Annotated in this window: 7 protein-coding genes; 1 reads left to right on the top strand and 6 read right to left on the bottom strand. The window is 59.4% G+C overall.

The window, feature by feature from the left end; all coding sequences use genetic code 11:
- Window positions 1-197 precede the first annotated feature (197 nt).
- From RA24_RS14605 to RA24_RS14590, 4 genes are all read right to left on the bottom strand, one after another.
- Window positions 198-896 (bottom strand): fumarylacetoacetate hydrolase family protein, encoded by a 699-nt coding sequence (locus RA24_RS14605; protein WP_039192419.1) that lies wholly within the window; start codon window positions 894-896, stop codon window positions 198-200.
- A 221-nt stretch (window positions 897-1,117) separates the two neighbouring features.
- Window positions 1,118-2,158 (bottom strand): NAD-dependent epimerase/dehydratase family protein, encoded by a 1,041-nt coding sequence (locus tag RA24_RS14600; protein ID WP_039192416.1) that lies wholly within the window; start codon window positions 2,156-2,158, stop codon window positions 1,118-1,120.
- A 263-nt stretch (window positions 2,159-2,421) separates the two neighbouring features.
- Window positions 2,422-3,126: a CpXC domain-containing protein gene (locus RA24_RS14595; RefSeq protein ID WP_019295256.1), complete on the bottom strand. Its 705-nt coding sequence runs from the start codon at window positions 3,124-3,126 to the stop codon at window positions 2,422-2,424.
- 22 nt (window positions 3,127-3,148) lie between these two features.
- Window positions 3,149-8,644: a hypothetical protein gene (locus RA24_RS14590; protein WP_039192412.1), complete on the bottom strand. Its 5,496-nt coding sequence runs from the start codon at window positions 8,642-8,644 to the stop codon at window positions 3,149-3,151.
- A 347-nt stretch (window positions 8,645-8,991) separates the two neighbouring features.
- Here RA24_RS14590 and RA24_RS14585 point away from each other — a divergent pair, with 347 nt between their 5' ends.
- Window positions 8,992-9,342, top strand: coding sequence for an META domain-containing protein (locus RA24_RS14585; protein WP_039147615.1), 351 nt, complete (start codon window positions 8,992-8,994; stop codon window positions 9,340-9,342).
- Between the two features lie 116 nt (window positions 9,343-9,458).
- Here RA24_RS14585 and RA24_RS14580 read toward each other — a convergent pair whose 3' ends face one another.
- Together RA24_RS14580 and RA24_RS14575 are read right to left on the bottom strand one after the other, a co-directional pair.
- Complete coding sequence (locus RA24_RS14580; RefSeq protein ID WP_039192410.1) at window positions 9,459-11,012, bottom strand: phosphate ABC transporter substrate-binding/OmpA family protein; 1,554 nt, start codon at window positions 11,010-11,012, stop codon at window positions 9,459-9,461.
- A gap of 24 nt (window positions 11,013-11,036) precedes the next feature.
- On the bottom strand, window positions 11,037-11,951 hold the full coding sequence (locus RA24_RS14575) for a hypothetical protein (RefSeq protein ID WP_039192407.1): 915 nt from the start codon (window positions 11,949-11,951) through the stop codon (window positions 11,037-11,039).
- Window positions 11,952-12,219 lie beyond the last annotated feature (268 nt).

The raw sequence follows: 12,219 nt of genomic DNA, 5'->3' as shown, positions 1-12,219 counted from the left end.
GCTTCCCTGCTATTAGGTGCGTTTGTAACCATCAACAGCAGATTATGCATTTTTTACTCATGAAATCCGTCCGCTCGCCCCATTGTCAGCGGGATTCACCACTCAATACGTTACGAAACGGCCATAAATCACATCCAAATTGATACATATGGAAGCCGCCGTATGGCAACAACTATCGCGGCACGGGACATCCTGCGTCATTCCGCAGCAGCCAATGTCAGCTCAACCGGCGCAAGCCCGTCCACCCCTCCACGAATCCGATCGCCAGTCTGAACCGCTCCGACACCGGCAGGTGTGCCAGTCAGGATTATGTCGCCCGGCCGCAGATGATAGAACCCCGATAGGTGACCAATGATGTCAGTCACAGACCAGATCATCTCCGCCAGCGTAGCGTCCTGCCTGATCTCCCCATTCACCTCCAGCCAGATCTGCTGGCCGGCCGGACCCTCCCAATCACCCGCCCTGCTCATCGGGGCCAACACGGTGCCATTCTCCAGATCTTTCCCCAGATCCCATGGCCGCTGTTTCTTTCGCTCCCGAATTTGCAGGTCACGCCGGGTCATATCCAATGCACAGCCATAGCCAAATACGGAAGCCGCTGCTTCTGCCGGCCCGGCCCGGAAAACCGATGCCCCGATTGCCACCGCAAGCTCCATTTCATAGTGAAAGTCATCTGTACCCGGAGGATAAGGCACAACTTCATCCGTCAGAACAGCATTGGCAGCCGCCTTGGTGAAATAGAACGGCGCTTCCCGGTCCACTTCGTTACCCATCTCGGCGGCATGTGCTGCATAGTTGCGTCCAACACAAAAGATCCGCCCCACCTGGTAGCCAGCCTCCTCTCCCATCACTGGAACGACCAGTGTCTCTGGAAGTGGAAACAGAACTTTATTCATCGGAAATTCCTCTTGCTTAGCGGCCTGTAGCCAGCCCCTCAAAACAGAACTACAAAACCATCGGCTATAAACCTTTGATTGTCTTCAACATGACCAAGGTCACTCGCGTCAACGGCTTCCTTCCAAATCACACAGCCAGCATAGTCGTCAGGCATTGCTCCGATAACGGCACCAACTGCCTTATTGGACTTGCCCTTTCCCGTGGTGCCGCACAGACCGCTTTAGCTGCCGTCTTTTGCAGGGAATGGAGCGTCATAATACTCCCGGTACCAGTTGACGAAATGCTCTACGCCCTTAGCCACGGCAGTTTGAGGTTTGTATCCCGTGAGCCTGTGAAGCAGCGAAGCATCCGCCCAAGTCGCCGGAACATCACCGGCTTGGATCGGCATCAGGTTCTGTTCTGCCTTACGCCCGGTAGCCGCCTCGATCGCCTCGATAAAGGCGGTCAGCCGCACGGATTCAGAATTGCCGATGTTGACCACACGATGCGGTGCTACAGGCGACAGGCTGTCGCCCTCCGGCACAACACCGTCCGGCCGGCGTTGCGGAACGGCATCCAGCAGCAGCCGGATCGCTTCGACCAAATCGGTGACATAGGTGAAATCCCGCTTCATGTCGCCGTAATTGTAAACATCAATCGGCTTCCCTTCGAGGATCGCCTTGGTGAATTTGAACAGCGCCATGTCCGGCCGTCCCCAGGGACCATAGACTGTAAAAAACCGGAACATGGTGACCGGAAGTTCAAACAGATGCGCATAGGAATGCGCCATGTTCTCCGTCGCCTTCTTGGTTGCGGCATAGAAGGACATCTGGTGATCGGCCTTTTGGGTCTCCTTGTAGGGCATCTCGGTGTTGGCGCCAAAAGCCGAGGAAGTGGAGGCCAGCAGCATGTGCCGCGGTGGATAGGCGCGAGCGGCCTCCAGGATCTCAAAGGTGCCGGTTATGTTGCTATCTAGATAAGAACGCGGGTTTTCGATCGAATAACGTACCCCAGCCTGGGCCGCGAGATGCACCACAAAGTCAGGCCTGTGCGCCGAGAAAAGTTCCATCATGACACCGCGCTCTTCGATGCTGCGGTTGATGACGCTGAAAGCCGGATGCCGTTCCAGCATCTCCTGGCGGTCCCGCTTGAGCTGGACACTGTAGTAGTCAGACAGGTTGTCAATGCCAACGACGCGAAACCCGTCTGCTAACAGCCGCTGGCACAGATGGTAGCCGATAAAGCCGGAAGACCCGGTAACAAGAACAGTTTGCTGGCTCATTGGTCTGCTTCCGGGGTTACCTGGACTGCCGGGTTCCGGTACCCGGTCAAGGCTTGATTTCTGCGCAGACGCCGGACCGTCCAGCCGGCATTATTGCAGACCGCACCAGTGCATGCCATCCCTGAAGGTTTCCCCCATGAGCAAAGCTGCAGGCCTTGCCAGAAGACCTGTTCTGAAGGAACGTCTGGCTGCCCTTAGCTGAAACCTATTTACTGCAAAACTGACCTGAACTCGTGACGCTTGCCTGGTCAGACAGAACTAGATCACTCTGCCTGGCGCCCTTCGCCCATGTACAGCTTCTGCATGTCCACGAAATAACCGTTGTCCAGCCGCCCGCGGACGGCGGCCCAGCCCTCCGGGTTGCCCTGGATGGCACGGTAGAGCTCTGCCGGGACGGTCATGTATTCAAGGTATTGCTCTGACGCCGTTTCCAGCCAGGCGAACACATAGCTGTCTTCCTCTTCATCCGCTTCGGTCAGACGCAGTTCGATGCCTTCTGCCAGCGGAACCGTTTCCACGCTGCGTAGGATGTGCAGCTTCATCATTTCGACGATCACGTCATCCAGTCCCAGCTGCTTAATCAGCAGCTTCTCCCGCACTGCAGGCCAGCCGAAAGTGAGGCGCGCCGCCAGGCCGCTGCCGACGTCGCGGGCCGCCGCCGGGGCGCTGGCACCATAGCTGGCGCCGAACAGCTCCCTGGCCTCGTCCTCCAGTTCCAGATGGTCGCGCAGGCGGCTGGCAGGCATCGCGGCAATCCACTGGCCGCGGCCTGCATCCAGATAGTTGAACTGAGGCTGCAGCCGGAAGCTTTCGCCGCAGGCATCGCAGGCGCAGTCCTGAAACCGGTCTTGCAGGATATCGTCGCGCAGGTCAGGCCGCCGGTCGGCGTTTACGCTGCCCACGGCCATCATGGTCACCGGCGCCTCACACTGCGGGCAGACCAGATTGACGGGGTGAAATAGGGACATCGGTCAGAAGCCTTTCAACAGGTCAGAGTTTTTCCAGCCAGCCAACGGCAGGGTGGTTCGGCTTCAGCTTGCCGGAATGAAAGGCGGCATACAGCTCCGAGAACCACTCCCCCGGCGCCCGGAATTGGTAGCCGGTGATCCCCTTGGCGCGCTCGCTGAGCAGATAGGAGTTCCAGCTGTTGGGGTAGCTTTCCTGATAGACCACCCCGCCGATTGCCAGCTTCTTGGCGGTGGCCATGCTGGACCAGGGCTTGGCCGGTTCCGAGGCCATATCGACAAAGGCCTCCATCTTAATCCGGCGGCTTTCCCAGTCCTCATCCGAGCAGGTTTCATCCTCCGGCCTGGGCGGCACATGGGCGCTTTTGTTATGGGCCATGTATTCAGTGACATAGGCCGTATCATAGCTGAATTTCTTGGCAATCTTGTCTGCGATGCCAGAAATATCCATGCCGTGTTCGGTCCAGCCGCCAAAGTCCTTCTTCTTGCCGTTGTTCTTCATGAAGCTCTGCTTGTCGTCGACCGCATGGCCGACCTCATGCAGGGTGTTCCAGTTGAAGAAGGTGACCGGTTCCTCGTTGGCGGGTTTGCATTTCTCCAGCTCTGCGCGCTCTTCCGGGGTGGCGGCATCGTCCAGGCTGCCGACCGCATCGTCGCTACCAAAGGCGTAATTGGGCGAGGCCCCGGCATCGCCTTCGTGCATCACGATCCGCTTCTTGTCGCTTTGGTACTTGGAACCGCCCTTGGCGGCCTCGTTCACCGCAAAGCTTTGCAGCGAGTCGTTGTTCAGCGTGTGATCCAGCGGCAGGTCCTGCATCGCCTTGTAGAAGGCGACGATGTTCGGCCCTTTCAGGTTGTTGTCGGCAATTTCCGAGGCCGGGGCCAGGTTCTCGTTGCTGAAGTTCTTGATATCGCATCCAAAACGCGCCTTGAACGCGACCTTGACCACGGCACGCTGAGCTTCCGGCTCCAGGTTGTCGATCATTGCGTCCAGTTCAGCCGTGCCATTGGGGCGCGACAGGATTTCCTTGATGTCGTCTTCCTTGGGCGGAGTGTTGGCGCGCATTTCCGCCATCACAAAGGCGCTGGTGCCAATGGCGCGGGCCTCCTCCAGAAGCTTGACGCCCTCGCCCGGCTTCTTGCCGGCCACAGCTGCCGCAGCATCACCCAGCTTCTTGCGCATAGTGTCGATACTGGGCTTGATAGCGTAGCGGTGCTCGTGTTTTTCCAGCACTGCCAGGCGCGGCTCGACCTCCGGTTTGGCGCGCAGCTCCTTGTATTGCTTGTGCTGCCCCGCCATTTCCAGCGCGATCTTGGTCTGGGCAATGGCCGCCTCGATATCGCTGCTGACCTTGGCATAGTTCTGGCCGCCCTTGGCCGCGGTTTCGGCTCCATCCAGCAGTTTTTCAACCGCGTCCGTCTCATCCTTCACATAGGCCGCCTCAGCGTGGCCGGTAACCGGCGGCAGGGCGGCGCGGGCGCGGACGATTTCCTGCGCGATGAAGGCATATTGCGAGATTACCTCATTGGCAGTGTTGCAGGCCTCCAGCGCTGCCTTGAGATGGCCCTTGGCGATCTTGGCGTCCAGCCCGTCCTTCTGGCAGTTCTCAATCTCGGTATTGGCGGTGTCCAGATGGGTCTTGGCGACGCCGGCGTTCTCGCGGCTGCCCACTGCCTTGATCGACAGTTTCGCCGCCTGCACCTGCGGCCACCAGGGGGCGCTGTCCTCGTCGCCGCCGATGGCGGAGTTCACCGCTTCCAGGATGCCGTGGGTATTGGCGGAGCTGATTGCCTCCTCGGCGGATTTCGTGACTTCCTCGGCCATAGTCTTGGCGGTGGCGTAATCGCTGGGGGCCAGCTTGACCAAGTTGTCGTATTTCGCTGTCAGCCGGGTCAACTGGGCCTGGATCGCGTCTGCGTGCTTGTGGCCCCTGGCTTCGGCCAGCTTGGCCTCGGCAGCGGCGCGGGCAGGTTCATAATCGGAAGACCCCTTGATGGATTGCAGCAGCGCCTTGGCGTCTTCGGTGATTTGCTTCAAGAGCTTGATCGCCTGGGTATAGTCGTTGCTGTCCAGATCGGTCCGAGCGAGGTCCAGTTTGGCGGCCGTGAGCCGGTCCGCCATCGCCTTGATCCGGTCTTTGGTAGCATCGTTGTTTTCCGGTGCCAGCGCATCCACCGCCGCTTGGGCATCTGTCACGCTCTGATTATAGGGGGCCGCTGCCGCGATCAGCAGCTTGCAGGCCTCAATCTTCTGATACGCCTTTTCGAACATCCGCAGCGCGGCAGAATAGGTATGCGCAGCCTTCATCGCCTCATACTTGGCGAAATCCGCATCGGCACGGGCGATCTGATGCACTCCGGCCTCCTTGCCGGGGCCGATCAGGGTAGCGCGGGGCGTCTTGAAGAAGGGGGTTTCCCAGCCCAGCACGGTTTTCAGGTTTTTCAGATCCTCGTCCGTTGCTTTCGCCCAGCCCGCCGCCGCCTTGGCCTTCTCCGCGGCACCCTTGAAATCGCGGGCGGTCTGCTTGGTGGTGCTTTCGTCGAGCAGGTCCTGAACTTCGGTCTTGCGGTGGGTCAGCTGGGCTTCGACATCGCCGCCTTCGGTGGTGATCTTGGCGATGATAGCAGCGGCCTTGGTGCGGTCCGCCTTGATGGTTTTGAACAGCTCGCCATCGGCGCGGGCTTGCTCTACAATCTTGCGCGCGGCGGCGATCTTTGCCTCACCACCCTTATAGTCATAGCCTTCCGGCTTGATCAGATCGTCCGCTTCGCCGCTCAGTTTGTTAGCGTCGTCGATATGCGGCTGCACGCAATTGGCATCGTTCAGCGGTACCAGCGCCGCAATCTGCGCCGCCAACGAGGCCTTCAATTCGCCGTAGGCGCGGTGCTGGTGGATCAGCACCATTGCCATCTTGAGATTGGAGATGGCGCTGTCCAGGTGCGCCCGGGCATCATCGAACTTCTTGGCCGTCTTGGCTTTTTCGGCCTCCGCCGCGGGCAATTGAGCCTTGGCGATCAGCGCGGTGAAGTCATTGCCGGTATCGGCTGCTACCACCTTATCGCGGACATCAGTGAATACCTTGAATGCCGGATCCCACTTCTTTTTCAGATCGTCGAGCGCGGCGGTGTCTGTCATCCCGTCCAGCTCCACAGTGGCCTCTGCCGCGGCCTTGGCGCTGTCGGCGCGTTTCTCGGCATCTGCCACACAGTTGCTGGCGGTGGTGAAGTCCAGCTTCAGCGCCGCTGCTGCCGCCTCGGCCATCAGGGCCTTGGCATCTTCCAGCATGGTTGCAGCCTGCGGCACGTTCTTGAGCGGGTCGATCTTGCCCTGAACTGCCACGCGTTTTTCCTTGTAGGCCTTACAGGCGTCCGCTTGGGCGGTCGCAGCGGGCCAATCGCCCTGGGTGGCGTCCAGCAGGGTCAGGGCGGTGGAGTACTTGTGCAGCACCGCTTCGGCCTTTGCCGAGGCGAGGTCCGCCTCCATCTTGAGGATGATCACCTGAATGCCCGAAGCACCATCGTGGTCTTTGAACTCTTTCAGCTTGGCCTCAAAGGCCGTCAGCTTCGGAGCATACTGCTGAACAACCGGGATTTCCTTTTTGAGGAAGGGCAGGAGACCCCAGAACTTGCTGAGTAGCTTGATCGACTCGGTGTAATCCTTGCTCGTGGCAACATCTGAATCGGTGTAATGACCCTTGGCCTCGTCCAACTTATCCTTGAGCAGGTTCTTGATCGCCGCTGTGAGGCCCGCCCAGTGGTCGATCCACTGTTTGACCTTGGGGCGCCAGTCCTCATACAGCTTGCGCTGTTTGCGCACCTTGGCGGTTCGTTCATAGACCTTGGCGACTTCGTCCAGCTTCTGGATGCCATCCTTGAATTTCTTGGCGGCCTTGTCCTGCTGCGCGGCATCATAAAGCCGCTCCATCTCGCGCGCGGCGTCATCCACTGCCGGATCGCCGACTGTTACGCCGCGGGCCGCGTCGGCCAGCGCCTTGCGGTCGGGATCGAGCGCCATGAAATGGGCGAACTCATCGGCCAGGATTTCGGCCTTGGCAATCTCCGCTTCGGCCGCAGTCAAGTCGGCGGTGGCCGTTTTCAGATCATGCGCTTTGGCCTTGTCCGCCGCGGCGGTGCGCAGTCCGGTAATGCGGGTGATTTCAGGTGCGATTTCGGGCGCCGTGGCCTTGGGGTGGCTGGTCAGAGGCACCATGCGCAGATCGAAGATTTCCAGAGCCTTTTGGAACGCGGTCTTGGCCTGAGTGTCGGCGGCAACCGCCTTTTCCAGAGCGTCCAGCGCCTTTTCGCCGGCATCCAGCTTGGCGCCGCTGGCATCCTCGGGCTTGGCCTTGGCCTGCGCGGCCAGCGCCGCAACCTTGTCGAGCGCGGCTTTCCACTTGTCAGGGGTCTGGCTGACCGCTTCCGGCACCATGGTGTTGTAGGTCTTGACCGGCCCGTCCTTTAGTGCTTTGAGCGCGGCCTCGATCCGGGCGATCTGTTCGTCGACGGTGGCGTCCCCGGTCTCGCTGCCGGTGTCGCCGGAGGGTGGTGCGGCCTGTTCCGGCGCCTTGGCCGGGGCTTCGGGTTTGGTTGCGGTCGCGGTATCACCGCCTGCTGCTGCCTCGGTGCTGGCAGGAGCCGCCTCCCCGCCGCCTGCATCGGTGGCGGTCTGGCGGGCCTTGGAAATCGCCTGCGCCAGCGGGCCGACTGCCTTGAGCGCGCCCTCATAATCCGGCGGGCTGGCGGCCACGCGGGCCTTGATTTGGGTCCAGACGGTTTCAATCTTCTCCGACTGCGCAGTCTTCAGTGCCAGCACCTCATCGATCAGCGGCTCCAGCTTGGCTGCCGCCTGCTGCCACTTGCCTTCCAGCAGGCTCTGCCGCTTGGCGCGGGCGGCGGCATCCTGAGCGGCGGTCTTCATCTCGGCGGAGAGCTTGGCGATATGCTCCAGCGCGGCGGTAAAGCCGCTGCCCTCGGCCTTGGCCTGGATCGCCTTCCACAGCGTCTCTGCCTTGGAGAGGTCGATGCCGGCGATGTCACGGAGCTTCGCCATGTTGGTCTCGACCTTGGCAGCGGTGGTTTTCCACTTGGCCTCTGCCGGATCCGGTTCGGCGGAGGGGGCGGCCGGCGCCTCAGCCGACGCTTCGGTGGCGGTGTCGCCGCTGGCGGCCGGGGCGGCCTGGGGGACGTCCTCTGCCGTTTCATCCTCATCATCGGCCTCCGACTCGACGACATTGCCGGAGGGGTCGAGAATAAGGATCTTGTACTTGAGCCCGACCACCATGAACATCTTCTTGGCCTTGCGGGCCATGCCAGGCACGATCTTGCCCTCGACCGACATCGACAGTTCCTTGCCGTCCAGCTTCAGGGTGCCGAAGCTGAACTGCGGGGTTTCGCCATCGGATTTCGCTTGCTTGCCCAGCACCTTGGCAGCCTTGGTCTTGTGAGTGAGGAACACCGAATTCTCGATCTTCTTGCCAAAGCACAACCCGAAGGACAACGCGCGTTTGCGGGCGAGTGTCATCTGCTGTTTGATTTCTTTTGCGGCGGATGCGTCAAGTGGCATGGGGACACTCCCAGGACTAAAAACTATTTTAAAACAGTAGGTTATTTCTGCCACCATCAAGCGTTGCATAGAAGCCGGATTCCAGCAAGATTTTTTCTTGTCAATTCTGGCTGGCTGCGCAGACTAAAGGTCCATGTGCATTAAAGAGAGGCATAAATGATTATCCGACCGACTGGTTGTGGCACGTGAGGGGTTCGCGCTTAGCCGGCGCCGTGTTTCTTACGGCGTTTTCAGGGGTTTGCGTCGGGTTGGCCGTTTTCTCATTTGCCTCTGATGGCGGGAGCGGACAAAGCGGAGGAATACCCATGGTCACAACCACGGCAGCAGATCTCGACGGTGCCTGGATCGTCCAGAAGGTTAAGGACGTCGATCTGGACCCATCTGAAAATCTGCGATTTGATTTCGAAGATGGCACACTCTACGGCTCCAGCCCTTGCCGGAGCTTCACCACAACTTTCGGCCCTGACCTCGAGAACTTTATGTTCTCACCGTTCCAAATCGGTGGAGGGCTGTGCGATGAAGCAATCATGATTACCGAACGGGAGTTCATGCAACAGATCAGCCTAACCAACCGTGTGGAGGTCACCGGGGATGGAAAACTTGTAATGTATAACTTCGACCAGCCGCTGCTGTGGGCCACTCGGTTAGCTAGCTAGTTGAGTGAATCGGTTTAAACTGCTGCAGACAGTTCTTCGCGGCTACCGCTATCTTCTCGGAACAACAACAGCCTAGCCAGCGGCAAACTGTTGACCAATTTCTTAAATACTCTTTTCTAGCGCACCCAGACCTCTACCCTGCGATTGATCTGGCGGCCCCAATCGCTGTCATCACAGGCCATTGGCAAAACTTCACCAAATCCTTCAGCTCGGATTTTGACACGGCCAGTGTCTGCTGTTTCCGCGGCCTTGATCACCGCATCACGTACCGCTCCAGCCCGCTTCAACGCAATTTGCCGGTTGCCTGCCGCGGGCCCAACACCATCTGAAAATCCTGCAAAGATAACTTCCTTTGAGTCAAACTCCCCTGCTTCCAGCGCCCTGGCCAGTTGCTCAATGTTGGAGCGGGACTGAGCGTCCGGGCGCGAGGAGCCAGGTTCGAAACGGAAAGAGACGGTCAGCCGCCGCATTCCACCCAACTCAGTCACCAAACGCTGCAATTCCGCCAGGCCGCCGTTTTCTTCCGCTGCTTGAATGGCATTAGCAAGCCGGTTGCCTTGACGGCTGACCGGGATCAGTTCTGGAGCCTGATCCACAAATCCGGCACGGCGGATCACTGCCTGCGCTGCCGGTCCGCGCACATAGGCGAGAAAGTCCCGCGCCACTTTGGGAAGACGCCGGGCCGGCAGGTACAGGAACATCGGAACTGTCAGCGGGTAGTCCTCAGTTTTCACTGCCCGACGGCCGGCTTGCAGGAAAAATCCGCAGGGCCCAGTCAGCGTCAGAACCCGGGCTGCGCCTTTCTCAGCATAGCTAGCGATACCTATGGCAAAGGGGTCAATCATCACCCTACGGACCAGCAAGCTGCTGCGGTCATGTCTCTGGATGGCAGAAGTAAACGCAGTCCCGGATGGGTTCATCAGCTTGTCTTCGACCGCCTGAGACAAACCGGAAGCGGACACCGGCATATGGATCGAAACGGGAGCATCGGGGCCGCCAAGCTCCCGCCAATTGGTGATTTGTCCTGACAAGATGCCAGCCAGCTGCGGCAGAGTGATTTCGCGCACCGGATTGCTCGGCGCCACCACTGGCACAAAGGCATCCAGCGCCAGCACACGGCTGCGTCCCACCCCTGTTAGATCCCCTAAACCTGCCGCCCGTGCAGCCTTGCGTTCAAGGGGACGTATTTCCCGAAGCGCCATAGCAATATCCGCCTCATCCGCGATGAGAGCCGCAAATCCTGCGTCAGTATTGCTGGCAGTAAAAGTGAACCGCGCCGCAGGCTTCTGCCCGCGCAAAAGCACATGGCTGAAGTTCCCTGCAGGAAGAGCTTCCCTGCGCGTCTGATACCCATTGCGCAGTGCAAATCCCTCGATCAGCGCAGGCAGCAGAACTTCCGACATCGCAGAGGAACCGGCGAAAGTGATCTCCGCAACAAATCCAGACAGGCTTGGACACCCCGGCCCGTCACAGGAAACACCTGACCCATCAACAGTCAGTTCGCCGAATTGGGTCTGCACCCGGTAGAACTCACCATCAAAACCCAGCAGAGTGCCTGTGATTTCAACGGCGCCGTCCGGGGAAGACAATGTGACGTCCTGGGCCGCGAGTGCGCGCGCAAGAGCTGCCAGAAAAAGTGCGGCGCAAACGGCCGCACGGAAGAAGGTCATGTTGATACCTGAAATTACCGCAAATCAGTTGGCGGCAATCTTCAGGTCTTCCATCAGATTATTCAACACCAGAAAACTGCCTTGTGCATCGCAATCCGGCATTGCCATAACCAGATCACGGCTGCTGAGTCTGCCGCTATGCAACTGCAGCGCCTGAGCATAGATATCCCGCCCGCAATTTCTGGCGGTAATTTCGGCCTCGGCGGTCAAGGAAACTCTCCCGTCCTGTCCGGGCAAACTGGACGGCAGGCTGTACATCTCGGCAATGCGCGGTGCTAACTGGCTTTCATCGCCGAGCCGCATAACCCGGCCAATCCCGGCTTGGTCGCCGGCACCGTGCCAGACATGACCCGCACTGCCGTAAGCAGCTCCAAACTCCCGCGCGTGCAGTTCAATCCCACTGTGGCCACTCCATTGTACGACCACACGTTCCACAGCCCCAATATCGGGAACTTCGACGACAGCAACCGCACCTGCGCCACCGGAAATTTCAGCGATAAAGACTGCAGTCTGAGTTAAGGCCGGCACAAGCCCTTCATAGCGCCCGGCTTCGTCCAGAGAGACAGTAAAACTCATACCACTGTGGTGCACTGTAAGGCGTTCGTTTGCGCGGCATGCAGCATCAACCGAGAAAGCAACCATCGCCAGCGGAGCTGCCTTGGCTGCGGCTGTCATACGGCAAGAGCTCTCAGGCTCCGGCTCTGAACTCTGGTGGTCCGCAGATTCCCGGGCAGATGCTGGATTAGCAGAGGTCAAAGCAATTTTTTCGATTTGCAGTTCCGCCCCGCTAGGTTCCGATGGCAATTCAGCACCGGCAGCGGCAGCTTTAAGGGCAGAACCAGCTTCACGGTCTGTTCCGAATGCCTGCATATAGACCCCGATCCCCAAGGCGCATGCCAGCGTCAGCGCACTTGTCAGCATCACCTGTTTCGTCAGCATGGGCACCTCCTGAACCAGCTTGGTGGAGGAAGCCTGCCCGGAAAAGACGGCCAGTTTGTGGCCGCATACAGGAGAGAATCCGGCAATTCTCCCATCTTCGTTGCTCGCTAGGAAACAATACAGACGCACTTAGCTGCGCTGCGGGCGTTCCGGCTCGGCCTTATCTCTCCTTTTAAAGACAGCTATGGCGCTGCACGCAAATGCAGCGCCACTTCAAGCCAAGGCCGTAAGTTGAGAAAACCTGTAGGGGCACTCCCCCCCTTTTGCT

Source organism: Leisingera sp. ANG-M6, from assembly GCF_000813905.1.
Classification (GTDB): Bacteria; Pseudomonadota; Alphaproteobacteria; order Rhodobacterales; family Rhodobacteraceae; genus Leisingera.
Note: the sequence above shows the minus strand (reverse complement) of the source record. Positions and strands in the feature narration are given on the sequence as shown.

Excerpts from the sequence above, each read along its gene's own strand:
- RA24_RS14605 (WP_039192419.1), bottom strand. The coding sequence starts at position 896 with ATGAATAAAGTTCTGTTTCCACTTCCAGAGACACTGGTCGTTCCAGTG.
- RA24_RS14575 (WP_039192407.1), bottom strand. The coding sequence starts at position 11,951 with ATGCTGACGAAACAGGTGATGCTGACAAGTGCGCTGACGCTGGCATGC.
- RA24_RS14600 (WP_039192416.1), bottom strand. The coding sequence starts at position 2,158 with ATGAGCCAGCAAACTGTTCTTGTTACCGGGTCTTCCGGCTTTATCGGC.
- RA24_RS14595 (WP_019295256.1), bottom strand. The coding sequence starts at position 3,126 with ATGTCCCTATTTCACCCCGTCAATCTGGTCTGCCCGCAGTGTGAGGCG.
- RA24_RS14580 (WP_039192410.1), bottom strand. The coding sequence starts at position 11,012 with ATGACCTTCTTCCGTGCGGCCGTTTGCGCCGCACTTTTTCTGGCAGCT.
- RA24_RS14585 (WP_039147615.1), top strand. The coding sequence starts at position 8,992 with ATGGTCACAACCACGGCAGCAGATCTCGACGGTGCCTGGATCGTCCAG.
- RA24_RS14590 (WP_039192412.1), bottom strand. The coding sequence starts at position 8,644 with ATGACACTCGCCCGCAAACGCGCGTTGTCCTTCGGGTTGTGCTTTGGC.